The organism is Aeoliella mucimassa, assembly GCF_007748035.1.
Classification (GTDB): Bacteria; Planctomycetota; Planctomycetia; order Pirellulales; family Lacipirellulaceae; genus Aeoliella; species Aeoliella mucimassa.
In genome coordinates, this window is the sequence record NZ_CP036278.1 from 5150296 (window position 1) to 5172915 (window position 22620).

18 protein-coding genes are annotated in these 22620 nt (G+C 56.5%); 10 read left to right on the forward strand and 8 right to left on the reverse strand.

The genetic code is table 11. From position 1 onward, the window contains the following. Nucleotides 1-15 precede the first annotated feature (15 nt). The gene (locus Pan181_RS20130) at nt 16-324 is read right to left on the reverse strand and encodes a hypothetical protein (RefSeq protein ID WP_145249485.1); all 309 of its coding nucleotides are present in this window, start codon (nt 322-324) and stop codon (nt 16-18) included. Nucleotides 325-589: 265 nt separating this feature from the next. Here Pan181_RS20130 and Pan181_RS20135 point away from each other — a divergent pair, with 265 nt between their 5' ends. The 5 genes from Pan181_RS20135 (at nt 590) to Pan181_RS20155 (ending at nt 8338) form a co-directional block, all read left to right on the forward strand. Continuing rightward, nucleotides 590-4144, forward strand: a complete 3555-nt coding sequence (locus Pan181_RS20135) for an acyl-[ACP]--phospholipid O-acyltransferase (protein WP_145249487.1) — start codon at nt 590-592, stop codon at nt 4142-4144. Nucleotides 4145-4206: 62 nt separating this feature from the next. Further along, complete coding sequence (locus tag Pan181_RS20140) at nt 4207-5241, forward strand: ThiF family adenylyltransferase (RefSeq protein WP_145249489.1); 1035 nt, start codon at nt 4207-4209, stop codon at nt 5239-5241. An 86-nt stretch (nt 5242-5327) separates the two neighbouring features. Continuing rightward, entirely contained in the window at nt 5328-6269 is a 942-nt protein-coding gene (locus tag Pan181_RS20145) for an IS5 family transposase (RefSeq protein WP_145244898.1), read from the forward strand. Nucleotides 6270-6456: 187 nt separating this feature from the next. Then, a complete protein-coding gene (locus tag Pan181_RS20150; RefSeq protein WP_145249491.1) occupies nt 6457-6999 on the forward strand; it encodes a PEP-CTERM sorting domain-containing protein in 543 nt (180 codons plus the stop codon). 412 nt (nt 7000-7411) lie between these two features. Continuing rightward, nucleotides 7412-8338: a serine/threonine-protein kinase gene (locus tag Pan181_RS20155; protein ID WP_145249493.1), complete on the forward strand. Its 927-nt coding sequence runs from the start codon at nt 7412-7414 to the stop codon at nt 8336-8338. A 28-nt stretch (nt 8339-8366) separates the two neighbouring features. On the opposite strand, the gene feoB is transcribed toward Pan181_RS20155, so the two are convergent. Next, the gene (gene feoB / locus Pan181_RS20160) at nt 8367-10616 is read right to left on the reverse strand and encodes a ferrous iron transport protein B (protein WP_145249494.1); all 2250 of its coding nucleotides are present in this window, start codon (nt 10614-10616) and stop codon (nt 8367-8369) included. After that, the gene (locus Pan181_RS20165; protein WP_145249496.1) at nt 10613-11647 is read right to left on the reverse strand and encodes a metal-dependent transcriptional regulator; all 1035 of its coding nucleotides are present in this window, start codon (nt 11645-11647) and stop codon (nt 10613-10615) included. Before Pan181_RS20165 ends, feoB begins: the two co-directional genes overlap by 4 nt. An 895-nt stretch (nt 11648-12542) precedes the next feature. Between Pan181_RS20165 and Pan181_RS20170 the strand changes: the two genes are divergently transcribed. Continuing rightward, nucleotides 12543-13316 carry a carbonic anhydrase gene (locus Pan181_RS20170; protein WP_145249498.1) on the forward strand — a complete coding sequence of 258 codons (774 nt, stop codon included), beginning with the start codon at nt 12543-12545 and terminating at the stop codon, nt 13314-13316. A gap of 235 nt (nt 13317-13551) precedes the next feature. Here Pan181_RS20170 and ptsP read toward each other — a convergent pair whose 3' ends face one another. Continuing rightward, entirely contained in the window at nt 13552-15264 is a 1713-nt protein-coding gene (ptsP, locus tag Pan181_RS20175; protein ID WP_145249500.1) for a phosphoenolpyruvate--protein phosphotransferase, read from the reverse strand. A gap of 128 nt (nt 15265-15392) precedes the next feature. After that, nucleotides 15393-15644, reverse strand: a complete 252-nt coding sequence (locus Pan181_RS20180; protein WP_145249502.1) for a BON domain-containing protein — start codon at nt 15642-15644, stop codon at nt 15393-15395. A gap of 269 nt (nt 15645-15913) precedes the next feature. On the opposite strand from Pan181_RS20180, the gene Pan181_RS20185 reads away from it, so the two are divergent. Together Pan181_RS20185 and Pan181_RS20190 are read left to right on the forward strand one after the other, a co-directional pair. Next, nucleotides 15914-16171 (forward strand): hypothetical protein, encoded by a 258-nt coding sequence (locus Pan181_RS20185; RefSeq protein ID WP_145249504.1) that lies wholly within the window; start codon nt 15914-15916, stop codon nt 16169-16171. Nucleotides 16172-16284: 113 nt separating this feature from the next. After that, the gene (locus Pan181_RS20190) at nt 16285-16542 is read left to right on the forward strand and encodes a hypothetical protein (RefSeq protein ID WP_145249504.1); all 258 of its coding nucleotides are present in this window, start codon (nt 16285-16287) and stop codon (nt 16540-16542) included. Nucleotides 16543-16751: 209 nt separating this feature from the next. Here the strand turns inward: Pan181_RS20190 and Pan181_RS20195 are convergent, their stop codons facing one another. Both Pan181_RS20195 and Pan181_RS20200 read right to left on the reverse strand, forming a co-directional pair. After that, on the reverse strand, nt 16752-17777 hold the full coding sequence (locus tag Pan181_RS20195) for an IS110 family RNA-guided transposase (protein ID WP_197528511.1): 1026 nt from the start codon (nt 17775-17777) through the stop codon (nt 16752-16754). A 1337-nt stretch (nt 17778-19114) separates the two neighbouring features. Beyond that, complete coding sequence (locus Pan181_RS20200; protein ID WP_197528549.1) at nt 19115-19630, reverse strand: hypothetical protein; 516 nt, start codon at nt 19628-19630, stop codon at nt 19115-19117. A 230-nt stretch (nt 19631-19860) separates the two neighbouring features. Here Pan181_RS20200 and Pan181_RS20205 point away from each other — a divergent pair, with 230 nt between their 5' ends. After that, nucleotides 19861-20082, forward strand: coding sequence for a hypothetical protein (locus Pan181_RS20205; RefSeq protein ID WP_145249508.1), 222 nt, complete (start codon nt 19861-19863; stop codon nt 20080-20082). A gap of 147 nt (nt 20083-20229) precedes the next feature. Next, nucleotides 20230-20733, forward strand: a complete 504-nt coding sequence (locus tag Pan181_RS20210; protein WP_197528550.1) for a DUF6882 domain-containing protein — start codon at nt 20230-20232, stop codon at nt 20731-20733. A gap of 127 nt (nt 20734-20860) precedes the next feature. On the opposite strand, the gene Pan181_RS20215 is transcribed toward Pan181_RS20210, so the two are convergent. Beyond that, on the reverse strand, nt 20861-22429 hold the full coding sequence (locus Pan181_RS20215) for a sigma-70 family RNA polymerase sigma factor (protein ID WP_231943654.1): 1569 nt from the start codon (nt 22427-22429) through the stop codon (nt 20861-20863). Nucleotides 22430-22620: the final 191 nt, after the last annotated feature.

Genomic DNA, 22620 nt, shown 5'->3' on the forward strand with positions numbered 1-22620 from the left:
TGCAGCAGCCGACTCTTACTCTTCGGGCTTCGGGAAGAGCTTATCCACTGCCTGATTTACCGCATCATTCACGGTTTTTTCGGCTGCATCGCCTACTAGATGGCGTTTTCCGGCTTTCTCCACAGCCAGCAGTAATTCGGGGTGGGCGGCCCAGTCGCTGAGGGAGTAGCCCCGCACGTCGACATATAAGTCGGAGAAACGGGGCGGCTGCTTGGCGATCAGGTGTAAGCCATCGTCGGCGTACATCAAGTGGTAATTGAACGTCGCGTGGTACAGGCCGAAGCCAACCACGACGCCCAAGATGAAATTGTAGAGCTTGCCCATATTCAACACCTCACAAACAACTTTCAGCGGTACGAGTCGACATTATGGTCGGCCGCTTCTGGTAGGCAATGTGCCAATAGCGGGTTTTCGGCATTTCCAGTTCTACCGTTCCCTGCGTATAGTTCGCGATCCAGCAGCTATTCTTGTACTGCTGGGTAGCTTGGTGAAGCCTGCTAGCCCCTTGGACGGGCCTTGGCCAACCAAGTAAAACGGTGAATCTTACCCTTCCTACCAAATCTACCTCGATATCAGCATTCACCTGGCCATGACGGACTCCGACCCTGAAGCCGATCCGTCGACTCCTGGCGAACAGGGAGAACCGCATCCGCAGCCAGCCCCCCAGGCAGGCCTTAAGTCGGCCACGTTCCTGGGACTGCTGTTCACTCAGCTGTTCGGGGCGACAAACGACAGTATCACCCGCTGGCTGGTCATCGGCATCGGCAAGGAAAAATTCGTTAACGATAGCCAGATGCTGGTCGCTGGTTCGGTCTGCTTTATTCTGCCATATCTCATTCTGGCAGCCCCGGCCGGGTACCTGGCCGACCGATTCAGCAAGCGCGATGTCATTATCTGGTGCAAGATCGCCGAAGTCGTGTTGATGATACTCACGGTGCTGGCCGTGTATCTCGATTGGGGCTGGCTGCTGTTTACTTCGGTTGCTCTGATGGGTGCCCAAAGCGCGCTGTTCGGCCCCGCGAAGCTCGGCAGCATTCCCGAGATGCTTCACCAAGGCTCGATTTCGGCCGCCAACGGCATCATGGGCTTCGTCACCGTGTTGGCGATCGTGTTCGGAACCGCGATCGGAGGGTGGCTCGCCACGGAGCACGTTCGCGGGGTGTTTGGCTCCTACGACTGGATGGTCGAGGCCGGAATTCTCGTTGGTTTCGCGTTGATCGGCTGGTGGACCAGCTTGTGGATCACGTTCCTGCGTCCCGCCCAACCGCAGATGCCTTTCCCCTGGGACTTCCCCCGCCGCACGCTGGCCGACGTTCGCATCCTGGCTTCCGACCGAGCGTTGCTGCTGGTCGCTCTAGGCGGGATGTTCTTCTGGTCGCTCGGTACACTGTCGCAGCTTACCATCGATCAACTCGTTTCCGAACAAGGTGGCAGCGAGCAAATCGAGACGGTTCCGGGACTCGTTTCCCTGGTCATCGGGATGGCTCTCGGTAGTTTGCTGGCAGGCTTGTGGTCGAACGATCACGTCGAACTCGGCATGCTCCCGCTCGGAGCCGGCGGCATGGTGCTGTTCACCTTCCTGCTGTTTACCAACAGCGGCGACTACTTCCATGGCACCGGTGCCGAAGCCCACATGACCTACAGCTACGCTCTGGCGTGCGTGTACTTTGCGATGCTAGGCCTTAGCTCCGGCTTCTTCATGGTGCCGCTCGCTGCGTATCTGCAGCATCGCAGCCCGGCCGACGTCCGCGGAGCTATTCTGGCGGCTTCGAACTTCCTGATGTTTGCCGGCATGCTGGTCGTCACGCTTGGATTCCTTGCTTTGCGTACCGAGTTGTTCACCGACGAGCCGCTATTCAATGCCCGCGAAATCTTCCTGATGTGCAGCATTGTCACGCTGCCGGTACTGGTCTACATAGTCTACCTGATTCCCCAAACTACCACCAAGTTCATCGCCTGGTTGCTGGCCCATACCGTGTATCGCATCCACATGGAGAATCGCGATGTGCTGCCAAACGAGGGGGGAGCACTGCTGGTAGCCAACCACGTGACCTGGGTCGACGGTCTGCTGGTGCTCTGTAGCTCGTCGCGCCCGGTGCGGCTGATGATTAAGAGCGACCTGCTGAATACCCGCTGGAAAGAGCGATTGGCGAAGCTCATGGGGGTAATCGAAGTCCCCACCAACCCTCACGCTGCCCGCCCTGCGATCCGCCAGGCCCGGCGAGCCATCAAGAACGGCGAGTTGGTTTGCCTGTTCGCCGAAGGCCAGGTGACACGCAGCGGACAGCTTCAATCGTTCACCCGCGGACTGCTGTCCCTTGTCCGGGGTATCAATGCCCCGGTAATTCCGGTCTACCTCGATGAACTCTGGGGCAGTATGTTTAGTTACCGCGGGGGGAAGCTTTTCGGCCGCTGGCCCTCGCGATGGCCGCATCGAGTCACTTGTTGGTTTGGCCAACCGATTACTCATCCAAACAGCGTCGGACAAGTCCGCGAAGCTGTACAGCAACTGGGAGCGAAAGCCGCAGTGAGTCGCCACGCCCGCAGTACCAACGTCGTCCGTACTATGCTTCGCACGTGCCGTAAGGCACGTTTCCGCTGGAAGATTGCCGATAGCACCGGCGACTCCCTGACCGGTAGCCAATTCCTGATGCGTAGCTTTATCCTCCGCCGCCTGTTGGTGCGTGAGGTGCTGGCTAGCGACGAAAAGAACATCGGCCTGCTGCTTCCGCCCTCGAACGGGGCTGCGATCACCAATGCCGCGTTGGCGCTAGCGGGACGTGTAGCAGTGAACCTGAACTATTCGGTCAGCGAGGAAGTGATGAACGCCTGCATTCGTCAGGCTGGCATCCGACAGATTCTTACCAGCCGCCGAGTAGCCGAGAAGCTGCCGCTCGACCTGAAGAAGCTCAACGCCAAGATCGTCTACCTCGAAGAGCTTCGCGAGAAACTCACCCTCGGCGACAAGGTGCTCGGCGGTCTGCATGGGTACGCGACCCCCTGCATGCTGCTCGACCTGTTCTACGGACTCAACCGCATCGATCCCGACGACCTGTTGACCATCGTGTTCACGTCGGGCTCGACCGGCGATCCGAAGGGCGTGATGCTCACCTACCGCAACATCGCCGCTAATGTCGACTCGGTCGATCAAGTCATTCAACTCAATCCCAACGATACGATGTTGGGCATCTTGCCGTTCTTCCATTCGTTTGGTTACACGATCACCTTGTGGGGGCCCCTGGCGCTCGACATCCACGCGGCCTATCATTTCAATCCGCTCGACGCGAAGATGATCGGCAAGTTGGCAGCCCGCCACAAAGCGACTATTCTGCTGTCGACTCCAACCTTCCTGAGAACTTTCAGTCGTCGATGCACGCCCGATGAGTTCGCTACGCTCGACGTAGTGGTTGCAGGCGCCGAAAAACTGCCGATGGCGGTGAGCGACGCTTTTGAAGAGCGGTTCGGTGTCCGTCCGGTCGAAGGGTATGGCACCACCGAACTGGCCCCACTGGTCAGTGTAAATGTCCCGCCGAGTCGTTCGCACCACGAACAAGTCGACAGCAAAGAGGGATCGGTCGGCCGCCCAGTGCCTGGGGTAGCCGCTAAGGTGATTCACCCCGAAAACGGCGACGACCTTCCCCAAGGTGCGGCCGGCATGCTGCTGATTACCGGTGCGAACGTGATGAAGGGTTACCTGAATCTGCCGGAGAAAACCAGCGAAGTCGTTCGCAACGGCTGGTACGTTACCGGCGACATCGCCCGCATTGATGCGGATGGGTTCATCCACATCACAGGTCGTGAGAGTCGGTTCTCGAAAATCGGCGGCGAGATGGTTCCCCACATCGGTGTCGAAGAAGCCATTGAGCAAGTCATTGGCATCGATGACGACGATGAATCCCCCTTGGTGGTCGTGACCGCTGTGCCTGACGAAAAGAAGGGCGAGCGCCTGATCGTAGTGCATCGCGAGCTCAACAAGACGCCCGACGAAATCTGTGCCGCTCTTAAGCAGGCTGGCTTACCAAATATTTGGATCCCTTCGGTCGATTCCTTTATGCTGGTCGACGGAATCCCCGTGCTCGGCTCCGGCAAGCTCGACCTCAAGGCCTTGGCCCTGCTTGCTCAAGAGCGTTACTTAAAGCTCTAAGCACCGCGACGTTGCTAAGGTGCTCGCCAAAAGCGGGCACTCTGCAGGAAAGCCTTTCTCCCATGCCCGAACCGCTCGATCGATACTCGAAGCAGATGCGGTTTGCTCCGCTGGGACGAGAGGGCCAAGTAAAACTTGGCAGCGCTCGAGTGCTTGTCGTGGGATGTGGTGCCCTCGGCTCTTCGCTGGCCGATACGCTCGTTCGTGCAGGTGTGGGGCACGTGCGCATTGTCGATCGAGATTTCCTCGAACTCTCGAACCTGCAGCGACAAGTGCTATACGACGAGCACGATGTCGCCAGCGGGCTGCCCAAAGCGATAGCGGCCGCTAACAAGTTAGGAGCCATTAACTCGCAAGTGGTCGTCGAGCCGTTCGTCGAGGATGTGACGTACAAGAACATCGACCGCCTGGCCGACGACTGCGACGTGATCGTCGACGGTACCGACAACTTTGAAGTTCGCTTTCTGCTCAACGATTACTCATTATCTGCAAATAAACCTTGGGTCTACGGCGGGGTGATCGGCGCCGAAGGTCAATCGATGACCATCCTGCCAGGCGAGACCGCTTGCCTGGCTTGCTTACTGCCGGAGCCCCCTCCCCCGGGAGTCACCCCCACGTGCGACACGGCCGGCGTACTTGGGCCAGCGGTATCGATGGTCGCGGCGATCCAATCGGCCGAAGTGCTGAAGCTTCTCAGCGGCAACCGCCATGCGATCAATCGCAAGCTGACCATTGTCGACCTTTGGCAAAACACCCTGCGGCAGGTTAGCCTCGAAAAACTACACGCGGCCGGCGATTGCCGAGCGTGCGGGCAGCGTGATTTTGCCTGGCTCGAAGGCCGACGCGGCAGTACCACGGCCGTGCTTTGCGGTCGCAACGCCGTGCAGTTACGCCCCGACTCCCCCCAGCAGCTCAACCTGGAGGCCCTGGCCGACCAGCTCGAATCCGTAGCCGATGTGCTGTGCAACCCGTACCTTTTGCGGGCGGAAACCGGCAGATTTACCCTAACTCTTTTCCCTGATGGCCGGGCGATTATCGCCGGAACCGACGATGTGGCCGAAGCACGCACGTTTTTCGCCCAGATGATTGGTAACTGAAAACGGCCTTGTTGAACAATTAGTCACAAACCTCCGTAAAAACTAACGTGGAATGGAACCACGTACCTTTTTTACGGAGATCGAACATGGCTACGAAAGAAAAACGAACCTACAAAGTCACGAACTGGAAGGAGTATAACAAGTCGCTCATCGAGCGTGGAAACATCACTATTTGGTTTAGCGACGAGGCGTTGGAGAACTGGGAACATCCTAACGACCAGACAAAAGTCGGTCGCCCTTTTGTCTTCAGCGATACGGCGATCGAGTGCTTGCTGACGATTCGCGAACTGCTGAAACTTCCCTATCGGCAGACTGAGGGATTCGGCCGCTCGCTGGTGGCGATGTTGGGCGTCGAGGCAGCGATTCCCAATTATTCTTCGCTCGCCAAGCGAGCCAGCAAGCTGAATGTTTCGCTCGATATCGCTAACAAGAGGGGCGACATCGATATCGTGGTGGATAGCACCGGCATGAAAGTGTTTGGCGAGGGCGAATGGAAGATGCGGACGCATGGCAAGTCGAAGCGGCGGACATGGCGGAAGCTGCATTTGTCGGTGAATCCTGACACCCGCGAGATTGTGGCGGAGATTTTGACCGAGAACAGTTGCCACGATGCCGATGCGGTTCCCGAAATGCTGGAGCAGGTGGAGCAGCCCGTAAAAAAGTTTCACGGCGACGGTAGTTACGACAAGTGGAAGGTTTATGAAGGGCTGGAATCCGAAGGCATTGAGCCGGTGATTCCGCCGCAGCACAACGCCAAGATCAAACAACATGGCAACTCTGCGGAGGAGCCTTTGCCCCGGGACGAGGCAATTCGTCAGATTCGACGCAAGGGGCGTAGGAGTTGGAAAGAGGAAGTGGGCTATCATCGTAGAAGCTTGGCGGAAACGACCATGTACCGAGTGAAACAAAGCTTTGGGAGCCATCTCAAAAACCGAGTATTCGAAAACCAACAAACGGAAGCCCGCTTGCGCTGTAAAATCATCAATCAATTCACCCAACTCGGGCTTCCACAGTTCGAGTGGAGTTAGTCAACAAGGCCACTGAAAACACCCAATTTCTGCATTTTTCCTTGCGTCCGGTTCCCAGGTCTGTCAGAATTCGCCGATAGGGGCGAACTTGTGATGACGCTTCATGTTTTTCAAATAGCTGATTTGTTGGGAGGGTTGTCTAGTGAAGAGAACATTGAGCTTTGCATGCTTCGCTATCGCATCGTTAATGATGGGTAGCGCAACCTTCGCCGCACCAAGCATGGTGGGCGATTACGTCGACTTGTATCATTTCCCTCAATACACCGGCGTCGAGAATTATTCGACCACGGTCGAGGTCGTCGACCCAGGCGTCGAGTACATCACCGACTTGTCGCTTTACACGCTCGACTTGAGCGAAACGACGATCCAGCTCACTTCGCTTTCTGACTGGTACAGTCCTTACTTCAACACCGGCAATGATCCGAGCAAGTTGATCATTCGCGACATCGACATCCCCGGGTACTCCGACTTGTCCATCGGCAGCATCGCGGTCGACTTCAGTCGCGACATCACCCCCGAAGACGACGCCCCGATGGACTGGCCCGAGTTCTCGGCCGACAACATCTCGTTCAGCGGTCACGAAGTCACCATCTCGTACGGCGGCTATAGCTTCCCTGAGGACAGCTATGTCACGATCGATCTGACCTTCGTTCCCGAACCGGGCACGGTCACCCTGCTGCTGGCAGGTTGCCTGGGTGCTGCAGGTTTCTGGCGTTATCGTCGCTCGTAAACATTCACGGGTGGCCTCAGAGTACGCATGCAGTACTCTGAGGCGTCCGCCCTCTCGCGAGTGCTGGCCGGCGAACTCTACCAGCTCGGTATTCGCCATCTGTGCTAGCAGCGGCCAACAGTTAGCAACAAGCATCCGCGAGCGGTGCCAGTGGGTTGCTATCATCTTCTTCTCCTGTTCACTTCTCTGAACATTCCCCCAAGTGCTAGCACACACAAGCACCGGCTCACGATCTGTATCTGCGTTAAACTCTTCGCGGCTTGCCTATCCTCTGCTAGCAGCCGTTCGTTTCTGCGTAAGCGTTAAGGTCTGCGGGCGAGATAACCGATTCACTCGTAAGACCCAACTGTTTTTGCAGTGTGCCTCCCAGCTTTTCCTGCACACTGCGTAGCTTGCGATTCGCGGAAATACTATGCCTACGACTTCGATGTCGCCCCGCCCGGTGAAGATCGTATCTGACGACACAGCTCCGCCTCGCCGGAAGATGATCGGCCGAGCCGGTCCTTGGCAGTTGGTGCGTCTGATCGCCGAAACCAACCTGGCCCGGCTCTACACTGCCCGTCCTGCGGAAGCGGACGAAGCCTTGCCGGCCAGCTACATGGTCAAGATGCTTCGCAAGGAGTGGTGGCGCGACGAGGTAGCCGTCGAGCTGTTCCGCCGCGAAGTATGGGTTGGTTCTCGGGTTTCGCATCCGCATGTGGTTCCTGTGTTATCGGCCAATGTTCGGCAGCCGCCGTTCTATGCGGCGATGCCGATGCTCGAAGGCGAAACGCTTCGCCAGCGTCTCGATCGCCAATGGCAACCGAGCCTGAGCGAAGCCCTGTGGCTCGTTCGTCAAATGGCCGAGGGCCTGTCTGCCATCGACCGCGCGACTGGCATGGTGCACGGCGACGTGAAGCCCGACAACGTGATGGTCGCCCCGACTGGGCATGTCACACTCATCGATCTCGGTTTCGCTCGCCGCCCGGGCGACGACCACGGCCGCCTGGCCGACTCGCTCATGGGCAGCTTGGCCTACATCGCTCCCGAGGTAGTCACCAGCGCGTTTGCGACTGGCATCTCGAGCGACCAATACAGCCTTGGCATCGTGATGTACGAGCTACTGTCCGGCCGGACTCCGTTCACCAGCAACGACCCTGGCGAACTCATCGCGCTGCACCGTGGTCAAAAGCCACCTTGCATCCGCAGCTTGCGTCCCGACTTGCCGAAGCCGGTTGCCTCGCTGGTGCATACGCTGCTTGCCAAAGACCCGATCCGTCGCTCGCTCACGTATCGCGAACTCATCGAACGGCTCGTGCGTCTGGAAATCGAAATGTTCGTCCCCGCCCGTAGTACGTAAGCAGAGCGAGGAATGCAGCGACGGTTGGTTATACGCCAGTAATTAACCTCCAGCATTGGGTGAGTACGAAACACAACACGAAGCCCATCGCGAGTGGTAGCAACGAGGCCAGCAAGGTCCACCGAACGCTGCGGGTCTCTTTCCAAATGGTGTAGATCGTCGTTGAACAAGGGTTGTGCACTAAGCTGAACAGCATGACGTTCACCGCGGTCAGCAAGGTCCATCCGCCTGCTTGTAGAATCTCTCGCGTTGCGGAGTGCGACTCGAGTTCGAACAGCACCCCAGCACCTGCTCCGGTATCATGCACACCAGTGGTAAGTACCGTGAGCATCAGGATCGTGGGAATCACAATCTCGTTGGCCGGTATGCCGACGACGTAAGCTAAGAGAATCACTCCGTTCAAACCGACGAAAATGCCGAGCGGGTTCATCCAGTTCACCAGGTGTTCTGCCAGCGAGCTATCTCCCACCGACACGTTGCTGATCAACCAGATCACTGCCCCCGCTGGCACGGCAAACACTATGGCCCGCCAGAGGACGAAAATCGTTCGATCGACGAGCGATGTGTAGATGGCCTGCCACAAGCGGGGAGGACGATAGGGAGGCAACTCGAGATGAAACGTAGATGGCTCGCCGCGTAGCACGGTTTTCGAGAGTCCCCACGAAACGAGAAACGTGAGCACCACGCCCAATAGTGCGACGAACAACACGGCGAAGGCCGATACCATGCCCGAAAGGTACGGGGGAGCCATCGCTCCCAGAAACACCGTGGCCAGCAGAATCTGCGTCGGCCAGCGACCGTTGCAGAGGGCAAAATTGTTGGTGATGATCGCCACCAACCGCTCGCGTGGGCTTTCGATCACACGCGTTGCAACCACGCCGGCTGCGTTGCACCCCAACCCCATGCACATGGTGAGCGCCTGTTTGCCATGAGCGCCAGCCCTGCGAAACAATCCATCGAGGTTGAACGCAACGCGCGGCAAGTAGCCAAAGTCTTCGAGCAAGGTAAACAGCGGAAAGAAAATAGCCATCGGCGGCAACATCACACTCACCACCCACGCGGTCGCCAGGTACATACCGTCGAGCAGTACTCCGGACAACCACCAAGGCATGCCGATGGCATCGGCTCCCCCGTGCAGCAGCGGGTGCACACGATCGAGCAACAACCAGGAGAGGACCGCGGAGGGATAATTGGCTCCGGCAATCGTCAGCCATAGTACCCCCGCGAGCAAGAGCAGCATCACCGGAAAACCAGTCCAGGGATTGGTGAGAATGCGATCGAGCGTTCGATCGAGCGAGGGCCCCTGCTCTCCATCCTGATGCACGACTGTTTGATCCGCCAGATTCGCTGCCTTTGAAAACACACTCTCGGCCAAGGCTTCGTGAAATCTTGGTCCGACTTGCCAACGAAGCTCCGAGGCGAGCTTCAGGATTTCGTTACCAGCCAGATTTGCTTTGGAGTCAATCGGTGGGCGCTTTGACTGAGGTTCCGCTTCCAGACGCTCTACCCGCGCGAGGTCGAGCAACTCACCGCTTACCACCGACTGCGCAACGCGTTCATCTCCATCGAGCAACCGCAACGCCACCCATTGCCCGTTCGGCAAATGGGGATACGCCACGTCGAGCCGCTCGGTGAGTTGCTTAATGGCAAGGTCGAGCCCCTGCGACCAAGTCTCCATTCTCACTGGGTTACTCGGTATCGAACCGTTGGCTACACCGTGGATTGCCTCGACCAGTGTGTCGAGCCCCCGATCAAAACGGGCGCTTGTGCAGACCACCGGCACGCCGAGTTGCTGTGACAACTGCTGATCATCGATGCTGATGCGATGCCGCTTGGCTTCGTCCATGAGATTCACACACACGACCGCTCGGTCGGTGATCTCCAGCACCTGCAGTACCAGGTTTAGATTGCGATGCAATCGCGTCGCATCGACAACAATCACCGTGACGTCGGGTCGGCCAAACAATAGGAAGTCGCGGGCGATCTCCTCGTCGCAGCTCGTTGCCAGTAGCGAGTAGGTACCGGGCAGATCGACCAAACAGAACGACTGGTTCGCGTGCCGAAAGCTCCCCTCCGCCCGGGCAACTGTTTTACCGGGCCAATTGCCGGTGTGTTGTCGCAAACCAGTGAGTGCATTGAATACGGTGCTCTTGCCGGTATTCGGATTGCCAGCCAAAGCGATCACGTAATCCGCCTCGCCGGGCGCAGCTTTCAACGGCACCAACGGCGATGGCCGCTTGGCACTGCACTGATCGCAAATCGACGGCAACACTTTCATGACGATGGTTTCTCTTCACCTGCAGGTCGCACGGTAACGAGCTCTGCTTGTTGATGACGGAGTGCAATCAAGGCTCCTCGAATCCGATACGCGGTCGGATCGCGAGTGGGACTACGCATCACCGCGGTCACTTGCGTGCCTGGCAGTAAACCGAGGTCGAGTAACCGCCGACGCTCTGGCCCCTGACATGCCGGCGCGATGCCGACCACTTCGCGCGATTCACCAACCGCCAGCGAACTGAGACGATCCACGATCTCAACTGGCTCTCGTGTCGGAAGCAACTCGACCGATACGTTGGCCGCTACCACCGGAGCCATCACCTGCTCCTCGCCATCGACTTCCACACACACGCGTCGCGACGATTTGTGCACGACCTTTAAATGCTGCCCAACGTGGATGCTCTGTGCCCGCAACTGAGCGTAGATCGCTTCGGGCTCGTCTTCCACGTGAACGATCACGCCGGTCGAGCCGATGTTCAGATCGCTCAAAGGCTGACCGCGCCGGGAGAGGACTTCCCCTTCCTCTGTAGGAATGGGATCGCCGTGCGGGTCGAATCGCGGGTTTCCTGTCGCCCGCACGATCTTCTCCAATTGATCGGCCGATGTGTGATGCTCGCGGCGATCGGCCTCGCCGTGCCATTCGGCTTCTTCGAAACCGGTGCGATCGGCCAAATAGGCTTCCCACAATCGGTGAACCCGAATCACCTTCAGCGCGTCGTGCCGGCCTTCAGGCGTGAGACGCAAGCCATCTCCCTCGGCTCGCATCAGACCGAGTGATTCGAGCCGCTGTGTGAGCACCGCCACGCGCGACACACGAAGATCCAGCGCGCCGGCCAGGCTGTGGATAGTTGCCAGCGAGCCGGTGTACTCGCAGTCGTAAAGGTGCTTCAGGGCGTCTTCGATTCGCTCGCGCTCGTCGACCAACAGCACGCGCCGGATCAATGAGACTAGACCAATTCCCGGCCAGAACAGGAGCCAAGCACCTGCAAGCAACACAGCCACTGCCAGCAATCCGAGCGCGGGATGAAGCATGGGAACAATACTTCCGAAAGTTTGGACTAATCAAAACTATTGTAGGTCGCTCTGATAGCAAGCAGTAGCGGGGTAATCGCCGCACTCGCTTCACATTGCTGGCTTGGCTGTCACCCATCCAGCTGACACCCGCTTGCACGTGGCGGTGGTTCATCCTCTTGTTTGTTGGCGGCAATCGGAGTGTGAGTGCGCAATAGATTCCCAATTTTCCCATCGATGGGAAAATTGAATCTTCGGCTACCCTGCAAAACCAGTGGTTTTCACGCTCGAATAGTTTCCCATTTCCCAAAACGCATCGAATGGGAATCTATTTTCGCAGTCGATTCCGATCGCAAGTCTTTTGTCAGTAATGAGTTACATAAACACCTCCATTCACAATGCCTGGAATAGATTCCCATGGGTGGGAAACTATAAACCAGCAGCGGGTAACTATCCTGGTCTCGATGCTGCACGACCACTCAACATGTGTTCATGCATACACATCGCTATTTTACCCCTTTAAGTGGCCAATTCCTACACAGAACTGACGAATCTGATCTGCAGTGCGTTGCGTCCATGACTCGCATTTCCCTCGCTTCACTCAAGGGGTGTCGATGAACCGAGTGAGCGATAAATAAGTGTTGGCATTACCTACCAATATCGCCCTCATCAGACCCCACAAACAGGTGAGTCAACAACGCACACCTGTGCTATCGAGCGCGCTATTCATGATCGCTTTGCGCTAACTTCGAAGACGATCGTGCTGACATTCCAAAAACTCGCGCAACATCGGTAAGCCGTCCCTAGACATGGTGCAAGCCGATGGTTATTCGTTGTGTAATACCCCTCTTCTGCAACTGGCTTCACTTGATTGCCCGCTATTTATCGAATTGAAAAGAGCGAAGGTTCGACCGCCATGCACTACACCACGAAGGCTGTTTGGTTTCTTGTGTTCACACTCTGTATCGCAGGCTGTAACGAAGCGATCGAAGAAGACGACGAAGACAAGTCGGCCCATCGCGCGACTTCAACAGAATCGCAATTAACGCGAACCACTTCCGCTGCTCGCCCCGCTACCGCCGAAGAGGCCTTCGAATCTTTGATCGAAGGCAACAGTCGCTTCGTGGCGGGTGAACCGATGCATCCGCACGATTCGGCTCAATACCGCGCTTCGCTGGTCAACGAACAGCACCCGTTCGCTACAGTGCTGGCCTGCAGCGATTCGCGAGTAACGCCGGAATTGATCTTCGACCAAGGCATTGGCGATCGGTTCGTGATCCGCGTCGCAGGCAACGTGGTCGACGACGACGTTGCGGGCAGTATCGAATACGCAGTCGATCACCTGGGCACCAAGCTACTGGTGGTCATGGGGCACGAACACTGTGGTGCGGTGACCGCTGCCTATCACTCGTACGTGGCCAACGACATGAAGGAGCGGGAGCCTCACGAAATCGACTCGCTGCTGCATCGCATCGAACCGGCCATGCGTGGTCTCGATCCTTCGCAATCGCCAGAAGATCAGATTGCCCAAGGCATCGAAAACCAAGTTCGGGCAGCCATCGAAGAACTTTCCGAGATCCCGGATCTTCGCGACGGCCTTCGTGATGGACGCTACAAGATCATGGGAGCCATCTACTCGCTCCACACTGGCGAAGTGCGTTTCTTAGACGAGTTCGACAACGACATCTAAGCAGCCCGCCTAGAGCGGCTATCGCGACAAATCGACTTGCGTGCGTGGATGAGACTATCCCAAGGTGCGATTCCGCCACTGGATAGATGCTAGTTATCTATTCTAGGTTTTTCTTTGGACCTTCTTCCAGAATGGAGTCGCCAGCTGCGCATCCCGGCAACTACCTTCGATCGGGCCCAACTAGAGTGCTCCCATAAAGCACCTTCGAATTATCAAGGGGAATCCACAGCCCCGTCTAACTGACGAACTTTCTGAGAAGGCATTCGACTTCATCCTGCCGATGGCACTTCAAGGCTCTATTGGCAAGTTCCGTCGCTTCTTTAAGATCGATGCTGCGTATGGTCTGCCGAACTTGGAGTGCATTACTCGGACTCACACTTAATTCACGAATTCCCAAGCCGATCAGGAGGATCGCTAACTCTGGACGAGCTGCCTCTTCGCCACACACATATACAGGGCACTGATGTTTGACCGCGGCTTTGATTACTTTCTCTATTGCCCGCAACACGGCAGGGTGTGTCGCACTACAACTATCATCCATATCTCCGCCGTCATTCCCAGCGACAAGCAGTTGCTGGGTCAAGTCGTTTGTACCAATCGCGATAAAGTCCGCAATGTCGAGTATCTCGTCCAGGGCAAACAAGGCCGCTGGTGTTTCGATCATCGCCCCCAATGGAGGAGCATTAATAAAACCAAATTGATCCAGCACTCGATCGACCATTGCAACAGCCTGAGAGAGGTCATCGCTACCTAGCACCATCGGAAACAACACACTTATGTCTGATGTTTGGGCAACTTTCAGAATGGCACACAACTGACTCTCCATAAGCTGGCGCTCTAGTAACGAGAATTGCAAACCTCGACGTCTCAGGCAACTAGATGAGTGGGCCTCCTCCTGCAACAGAAACGGAGGAAGTTTGTCCCCTCCTAAATCGAACGTGCGGATGACAATCGAACAATCCTGAAGCGCATTTGCCACCTCGGAGTACGTTTCGAATTGCGATCGAGTATCAGGCCGAGTTTGGGCCTCCATGAACAGAAATTCCGTACGAAAAAGCCCTACCCCCATAAGTTTGCTTGCTGAAATGGCGGCGACATCTTCCGGCACTCCGATGTTCCCCCGCAAGAGAATCTCTACTCCATCGCTCGTCTTACACTCACTCGTTTCCCAGTCAGGTTCTTCTCCCAAAGCAACTTGATGGGAACGCTGGGAAGCACCGAAAGAGGCAAGCTCTTCTACGGTCGGAGCGACCGTTACAACTCCCGTTTCAGCATCTATCAACAGGTCGGTCCCCGAACGAATTCGAGAAGTAGCATGCAAGACTCTAGTTACGGTCGGGATTCCGTAGGCCTTTGCCAGAATAGCGAAGTGACTGAAGCGTCCTCCCCGTTCTGTAATGATTCCAGCAATGTCGCAATGGGCTAACTCTACAACTTCCGACGGCAACAATTCCCGTGCAACAATAATCGCCCCCGGCGGCAGTGGCCCTTTGTTCCAAGACAGTGACCCCGAAAGGTACCGATTCATACGTCGTCCAACATCTCGTACGTCTTGCTCACGTTCCCTCAGATACTCACAATCGATGCGTTGCAATCTCTCAATCCACTCATCAACCACGTTGCCGATCGCATCTTCCACGTTTACCAGTTGCTTACCAACATACTGCTTTACTAGCTCTGCTATTTCGATGGTCATCGAAGCATGCGCCGCCAGTATGCCTGCCGACTGTTTGAGCAAAGGACTCCCTGCAATCACGTCGCCCAATTGGAGTAGTTCCATTCGCGACTGTTCCAAAGCAGCCTCCAGACGCTCCCACTCTTGAGGAACCTCTTCTGGAAGCAGGCTCTTCGATGGCGTTTCCAGCCTGGCCCCCAACTCGACGTCGTAAACTACGGCCTTCCCTTGAGCATACCCTGGCGATATTGGCACTCCCTCTAATATGAACATTTGAACTTCCTGTTAACGTTGCATATTCAACTTGCGCAGCATTCGCAAGCAGAACAAGCTCATGGGAGATAAGACACCGCTTTGCAGTTTTACGTTCCCCAAAAGTCAACTCCGCTGTTGAAGGGAAATTATTTCGCGTGCGGATTAACTTTCGGAGGCGACTGCAGTTGATCGATTACCTGCCGCACTCCGGCAATGGCTTGCACGACCTTCAGAATCGGGCGGCGTTGCTTTTCGTATTGCAGTTTTCCAGAGAGAGTGACATTGCCACTTCGGACAGTTGCCAACACTTTCATTTGCGAGGTGGCACCGGATCGTTCAATTCGCTTAGTCACGGTCTTGTGCAGTTCTTTATCCGATACTTGATTCTTGCCAAACATATTTGTGTTCGAACTCCCCAGAAAAGATGCAACTGGACAAGGCAACTCTCGCCCCCAGTCGTTGCACGTATAGAGAAATCTATGGGAATCTTTGTCAAGCGTGGTTTCTTAGGGGATCATCATTTTCTCCTATTGTCGGATGTTTTATTTCGTTGAACCAAGACCGCTGGGGTATGCGAGTCATCGGACCTGCCGTCCGTGCTCAAACATCTATGCGGTGATCACCCGCCACTCCGTTGGCAAGTGTCCCATAAAAACGTCGGCGAAGAATGTCCCATTCACTCGTGCGCCGATCGGAGTCGCTCTCCGCCGGCATTCTCTATATCGAGATCATCCTGGCTTACGGTCGGTTCGTTCGTGGATGGCTACTTGGCCGCGGCAAACTGGTAGGCTCGTCCGTCGCGGAGCATGGCGTGGACGACCAAGAGCAGTCGCCGGGCAATCGCACATCTATGGGAATCTTTGTCAAGCGTGGTTTCTTAGGGGATCATCATTTTCTCCTATTGTCGGATGTTTTATTTCGTTGAACCAAGACCGCTGGGGTATGCGAGTCATCGGACCTGCCGTCCGTGCTCAAACATCTATGCGGTGATCACCCGCCACTCCGTTGGCAAGTGTCCCATAAAAACGTCGGCGAAGAATGTCCCATTCACTCGTGCGCCGATCGGAGTCGCTCTCCGCCGGCATTCTCTATATCGAGATCATCCTGGCTTACGGTCGGTTCGTTCGTGGATGGCTACTTGGCCGCGGCAAACTGGTAGGCTCGTCCGTCGCGGAGCATGGCGTGGACGACCAAGAGCAGTCGCCGGGCAATCGCACATCTATGGGAATCTTTGTCAAGCGTGGTTTCTTAGGGGATCATCATTTTCTCCTATTGTCGGATGTTTTATTTCGTTGAACCAAGACCGCTGGGGTATGCGAGTCATCGGACCTGCCGTCCGTGCTCAAACATCTATGCGGTGATCACCCGCCACTCCGTTGGCAAGTGTCCCATAAAAACGTCGGCGAAGAATGTCCCATTCACTCGTGCGCCGATCGGAGTCGCTCTCCGCCGGCATTCTCTATATCGAGATCATCCTGGCTTACGGTCGGTTCGTTCGTGGATGGCTACTTGGCCGCGGCAAACTGGTAGGCTCGTCCGTCGCGGAGCATGGCGTGGACGACCAAGAGCAGTCGCCGGGCAATCGCACAGGTCGCCTTTTTCTTGCCGGTGCGTTGGCTTAATCGCTCGAAGGTCGTCCGCCAGCGGCTGCTCGATTGCTTGACCCGGTGGGCCAGTTGAATCATCGCCCACCGCAACAGCGGCGAGCCCGCTTTGGTGATGCCCAAGGCCTTGCGGTGGCCATCGCTTTCGCGGAACCCGGGCGACAGTCCCGCAAAGGCGACCACCGCATCGCCGCTAGTAAACCGTCGCCAGTCGCCCAACTCGGCCAGTAGCACGTTGATGGTCACCGGACCTGCGCCGGGAAGCGTGGCCAACACCTCGCGGGCTTCGCGTTCGGCCAGCGGTGCCCGCTCGGCGAACTCACGCAACCGGCAATCGACGTTCGCCAAGTGGTGCCGGGCCTGGTCGAGGTCTTCCAACAGGTCGTCAACGAGCCACCGTTCTTCGTCGAGAAATTGAAACTGTCTGAGGGCCTTCCGCCCGATGCGAGTGAACAGGTCGCGGCGGTCGGCGTTGTAACGGGTCAATAGCGCGCGAATCGTGGTCTTGATCGAGGTGATGCGATTCTGCACCTTCTGCCGTCGGCGGATCAGCGAGCGATGTTGCCGCACGCGGGGCGTGGCTCGCCACGCTTCGGGGATCATGTTGTGAGCCAGAAAGTCGGCCAGCGTCTGGGCATCGATCTTGTCGCTCTTGCGAGTGCTGTCGGCGATGACGCGGAGTTTATGGGGGTGGGCGATCACCACCCGCCGGGCCAGCGGTTCGGCCAGGGCCGCAAACCAGTCGTAGCCGATGGTCGCCTCGACGGTGATGCAAAACTCCCCGAGCGAGGCGAGGAACTCGCCGATCTGATCGGGCTCGTCGCAGCGTAGTCGCTTTCGCTGGACGACTCGCGTGGAGTGGTCGTGCCATTCGACCACGCACAGGCTAACGGTCTTCTTATGCAAATCGGCACCAACGTACTTCATGGGAATCTCCTTGCGTCGGGGTGAGACGGGCGAATAACCGTCCGTCGGTGTACCACGCCCCGGTGCACGCGACAACGCACGCAACGGGCTGATTCCCATGTTTTCACTATCTGATACGACTCTCCCAACATTTGTGCCTCGCGTGCATCACATTCCCCTGTAACGAAAACCACATTCACACGTTGCTGCCACAACGGAGGTTTTACGATGACACTCAGGGCACACCTTAAAACGGATCGGTGGAGGCTTCTTGAGGTGAATCACCTCTTTATCAGCTTCCCTATTGGCTCGACGCAAGCGGTCTGCACGAACAGCAGCACACTGAGGATGGACCCCTCCAGACGAATAGGTCGGATGGCCACAAACGGGACAAGGAGGACGCTTAGGAACCACCAGCAAAGGTAACGCTTTTTTCTCACTCACGAGATTGTGTCCTGACTCGCAATTCTTCCAACTCCGCCGAGAGTCGAATACGTAGGGGGCTTTCTTCTGGCAGCCCATCGACCACAGTAGTGGCCTCGTTGATCGTCAAGAGGGTGATCGCTTGACCGCGGAATAGCTGTCGCCACATTAGCTGGGCATCACGTTCGGAGATCATAACTCGTCTTTCTACGTACTACGTATTCGCCGCCGAAGGAGGTTTGCATCTGGTATCACCTGGATCACTTCTCGATAGGATCTGAACGCTCTGAAGATCGACTGATACGCAGTATCTTGCGTCGCGCTTCCGCTTTCACTCGCTCCGGCGCACCTGCATCCTCCAGAACATTCGTTAGCTCCTGATGAGCCTGCTCTTGCTCCCCTGATGCCCAAAGTAAAAGCGCCCAATTATAGCGGGCCATGGCCCGCACGCTGGGCGGTGTTTGAGCAATATCAATGACGTCGCAGTAGTCCTGAATTGCCTGAGAAGTGAGTCCAGCCTTAGCTCGAAACACTCCTCGTTGATAAAGCCAGTAGGCCCTGTATCGAGGAGACCACTTACTACGCAACCAACCCAGAAAAGCCACTAGCTCCTCCTTATTTGTGGGTGCGTATTCTCCTTAATTACCGCAGGCATCACCTGCAGTCTGAGTCCAGGTATTCTCGACACCAGTTGTACTAGACTTCTAAGATCCATTTGCGAGCCGTAAGCGACTCGGAAGATCAATTGCGAGGCAAGCGGCCCGGGGCGAATTGGTTCGCTGGTCTGAAAGGCAAACGATCGACTCAAGTGCGAAAGAATTGAACGCCCCACCTCGATCCCATCCACGCAAAAGCGGCAGGCATACCCCTCGTCGGCCATGATGACCGACGACGAACCCCGGCTGGTAGGTAAAGTCAGTTCTTTTTCCTCACCTTCACGCCTTCGAGGCGCGTGCTTTAGGAGACTTACTCGGAAACTCACGACAGCGAGACTGCACCGAGCGATACGGCATACCTTCGACCAACTTATAACGCTCAGCCCGCAGGAACCACAGGGATAAGCCGCCCGTGTTGTGAATAGGAGCCGTGGAAGACCGACTAGCTCGAACTCCGAGCGATCCCTTCTTGCCGGTCTTTTCCCAACCTCGCTTCTCCATAATGATTCGCACCAGAACACCGATTGCCTGACGCAATCGTTGACTCTTCCGGGCATGTATTTCTGCCAGGAAACGGTGGATAGTTGATTGAGATTCTAATTCTCGAACCACTCCTGCTAGCGGCGCACGGTCGTGGTGCACTTCCGAATCTTCCATTCGTTTCTGGCGATCTTGGTCGTTAAAAAACGCAAGAACATCGCCGAACGGCAGCGACTCATCATTGGCCACATCAGCAAAGGTACGGCCTTGCCTGTCTTTGAGGAACTCATTGAGGGAGACAGTACATTTTGGCATATGCTTCAAGTTATTGCAGATTCTTGGCAACGGGCAAGTGGAGATACATATATTGTACCTCCAATCTCCGCACGTACAAGATTAAAACCTTGCATTGCGGTATTAATACCGCCCCCGGTGCAGCGTCTCCCTCGACTGACGCGATTTCTGCAACAAAATCGTTCGATCTGTGTAAAGGACAGATCTTTTGGGTCCGTATCGACCAGCGGTGGATCGGTAGCCAACAAGTGATGGACGCCCTGCACAGCGAAAAGCATGGCGGAATCCCTTGGATGGCCATTCTCGACGCTGACGGCACAACACTCGTCACCTCCGATGGACCGAACGGCAACATCGGGTACCCGAGCGACCAACAGGGCATCGATCATTTCATCGAGATGCTCGAATCCACCGCTCAGCGACTCACGCCTGACGAACTGGTGACGCTCCGCCAAGCTCTACAAACGGAGTAACTATTTCGGCGGTCGATACAACTGCTAAACCTACCGCAATCAACCATACATCACCTCCACCTTTCGGGGGATGGCGACGCTGCAATCCCCATGCTACCTTGCGACGCGGTCGCGCGGAGGGCGCGGTCCCCACCAAGCATTCACCCCATGTGTGACGAGGAAAGCATGGAGCATCACGAACTCATTGCAGCCAGTCTTGAAGAACTGCAAATTAAGACAGAAACCCACGACCGCCTATGGCACCTCACCGAGTCGGAGTGGGGAGTCGATCAAGACGAAGGCGTGCTGGAGTTCGCGACGCCGGCTGGATTAATCGTTACTTGCAAGGTGCAGATTATCGGCACCTACGACACCACTAACTCCACCTGGTTGTGGAGCTGGGACAATCGGTCAATCGAGCCTGCCTTAACTGAAGATGCGTCCAAGCTTCGCGAGTATGGCCAAGCACACGACTTAGAGGAACTTACCACTCGCAAGCTGGATATCACCGAAGAGAAGTGCTGGGAGTTCACCGCACTGGCCTGCAAGCTCTGCGAAGCCCAAGGGGGATACCGCGGGCCGGCGGGGACCACCATGGTGTTCATGACCTTTGGCGAGCCGCGGCTCGAAGCGTCGCCGATCGCCCCGGACGACGTACCACCCGCGCAGTAAAGAAACTCACGAAACACTCCATGGTGAACTCCGCGCACCTTTGCGGATACCAAAAGGCGATCGGCCGAAGTCTAACGTCTTGTTAAACTTCGGCCGATCTGAGCTTCTCTCTCTCAACTCTGCTTCTTTAGTCGACTACTGGCTCCTCGACCCCATCAAGGAAACCGTGCAGCGAACGGGCTCGGAAAGGCTGTTGCAGCTTGCGAACCGCTTTCGACTCGATTTGACGAACACGTTCCCGAGTGACCGAGAAGATCTTGCCAACCTCTTCGAGCGTGTAGCTGTAACCGTCGGCCAGGCCATAGCGAAGACGAATGATCTCGCGTTCGCGGTAGCTTAGCTCGCTCATCACGTCTTGCAGGCGATTCTTCAACGCTTCGAGATGCGTATCGTACAGCGGATCGTCATCGCGGCCTTCTTCCAGGAACTCACCGAAGTAGTTGTCTTCGTGATCCCCAACGGGTTGGTCGAGCGACAATGGCTGGCGAGTCATCTTGAGAATGCAACGAGCGTCGTCCAAAGGAATGTTCAGCTCGTCGGCCACTTCTTCGGGATTCGGCTCGCGGCCGTGGGTTTGGAAGAAGTCCATGGCAACCGCACGAATCTTGCTCATCGTGTCGATCATGTGAACCGGCAGACGAATCGTGCGGCTCTGGTCGGCGATGGCACGTGTGATCGCCTGGCGAATCCACCAAGTGGCGTAGGTCGAGAACTTGTAACCACGAGCGTGTTCGAACTTATCGACCGCACGCATCAGGCCAGTGTTGCCTTCTTGAATCAAGTCGAGAAAGCTCAGACCACGATTGCGATAACGCTTGGCGATCGACACGACCAACCGCAGGTTGGCTGCCGACAGCTTACGCTTGGCCGAGTCGTAAGCAGCACGACGCTCCACAGAGCGGGCCACCAGGTGAGCCAGCGTAGCGGGGCTCTCGTGGGTGATCCGCATAAGGTAACGCAGTTCGTGTTCGAGCTCCACCCGGTAAGCATCGCCTTGGCCCGCTTGGGGTTCGGCCAGTTGTTGCTTGATGGTTGCCATGCGATGACCGATCTGATGCAGTTCGTCCATGATCGGCAGCAGCTTCTGCAACCGCAGGTTCATCTCTTCGACCAACCGCACCACTTTGTTGCGGCGGACAATCAGCGACCGCCAAGCGTCGCGACGAAGCTTCATCGGCTGCGTCTTGTCGATGGCCACGCGGTAATCTTCGCTATTGCGGGCGAGCAGTTCACGAATGGTATCGAGGTTGGGGCCAATCCGCTTGAGGGTCCGCTTCTTCTCGGCGGTATTGGTCACTGAGATTTCAATGGTACGGTCGAGACGCAGTTCGCCCCGCTGTACTTTCTCTAGCATGGCAGCAGCGGCTTGCAACACAAAATCGTTGCAAAGCATGGTGCGGCGGAACTTCAACCGAGCCGATTCAATGCGCTTCGCAGCGTTGATTTCCTGCTGACGGTTCAGCATCGGAATCTCGCCCATCTGCATCAGGTACATCCGCACGGGATCGTCGATGTGGGCATCGCCGTCGACTTCAAGTTCGTCGACGTGTTGGTTGTCTTCTTCGTATTCGAAGCTGTCGGAGTTCTTGGCATCCGATTTCGAGTTGCCAAGCTTCGACTTGCCAGTCGAATGGAAGCTGCCTGCGTTGCGAGGCTTGCTGCTGGTGGCGGGTTTTGCGGTTTGGGAGCGTGGCACGGCGAAATCCTTAGGCTCAGGGCGACGAGGTGAGAGAAAAGCTCTGACCTCTCCCATTGCACGCGCCGCGCCAGGAGCCCTTCGGCCACCCGGCCCCTTGACCGCAAGTGCTTGTAAATACAAGACTTAGGGCTTGCTGAAGATCGTAAACAGAGTGGTGCCAAAACATCGCGTGGTGATCATTCGCGACA

Excerpts from the sequence above, each read along its gene's own strand:
- Pan181_RS20130 (WP_145249485.1), bottom strand. The coding sequence starts at position 324 with ATGGGCAAGCTCTACAATTTCATCTTGGGCGTCGTGGTTGGCTTCGGC.
- Pan181_RS20135 (WP_145249487.1), top strand. The coding sequence starts at position 590 with ATGACGGACTCCGACCCTGAAGCCGATCCGTCGACTCCTGGCGAACAG.
- Pan181_RS20140 (WP_145249489.1), top strand. The coding sequence starts at position 4,207 with ATGCCCGAACCGCTCGATCGATACTCGAAGCAGATGCGGTTTGCTCCG.
- Pan181_RS20145 (WP_145244898.1), top strand. The coding sequence starts at position 5,328 with ATGGCTACGAAAGAAAAACGAACCTACAAAGTCACGAACTGGAAGGAG.
- Pan181_RS20150 (WP_145249491.1), top strand. The coding sequence starts at position 6,457 with ATGATGGGTAGCGCAACCTTCGCCGCACCAAGCATGGTGGGCGATTAC.
- Pan181_RS20155 (WP_145249493.1), top strand. The coding sequence starts at position 7,412 with ATGCCTACGACTTCGATGTCGCCCCGCCCGGTGAAGATCGTATCTGAC.
- feoB (WP_145249494.1), bottom strand. The coding sequence starts at position 10,616 with ATGAAAGTGTTGCCGTCGATTTGCGATCAGTGCAGTGCCAAGCGGCCA.
- Pan181_RS20165 (WP_145249496.1), bottom strand. The coding sequence starts at position 11,647 with ATGCTTCATCCCGCGCTCGGATTGCTGGCAGTGGCTGTGTTGCTTGCA.
- Pan181_RS20170 (WP_145249498.1), top strand. The coding sequence starts at position 12,543 with ATGCACTACACCACGAAGGCTGTTTGGTTTCTTGTGTTCACACTCTGT.
- ptsP (WP_145249500.1), bottom strand. The coding sequence starts at position 15,264 with ATGTTCATATTAGAGGGAGTGCCAATATCGCCAGGGTATGCTCAAGGG.
- Pan181_RS20180 (WP_145249502.1), bottom strand. The coding sequence starts at position 15,644 with ATGTTTGGCAAGAATCAAGTATCGGATAAAGAACTGCACAAGACCGTG.
- Pan181_RS20185 (WP_145249504.1), top strand. The coding sequence starts at position 15,914 with ATGTCCCATTCACTCGTGCGCCGATCGGAGTCGCTCTCCGCCGGCATT.
- Pan181_RS20190 (WP_145249504.1), top strand. The coding sequence starts at position 16,285 with ATGTCCCATTCACTCGTGCGCCGATCGGAGTCGCTCTCCGCCGGCATT.
- Pan181_RS20195 (WP_197528511.1), bottom strand. The coding sequence starts at position 17,777 with ATGAAGTACGTTGGTGCCGATTTGCATAAGAAGACCGTTAGCCTGTGC.
- Pan181_RS20200 (WP_197528549.1), bottom strand. The coding sequence starts at position 19,630 with ATGCCAAAATGTACTGTCTCCCTCAATGAGTTCCTCAAAGACAGGCAA.
- Pan181_RS20205 (WP_145249508.1), top strand. The coding sequence starts at position 19,861 with ATGGACGCCCTGCACAGCGAAAAGCATGGCGGAATCCCTTGGATGGCC.
- Pan181_RS20210 (WP_197528550.1), top strand. The coding sequence starts at position 20,230 with ATGTGTGACGAGGAAAGCATGGAGCATCACGAACTCATTGCAGCCAGT.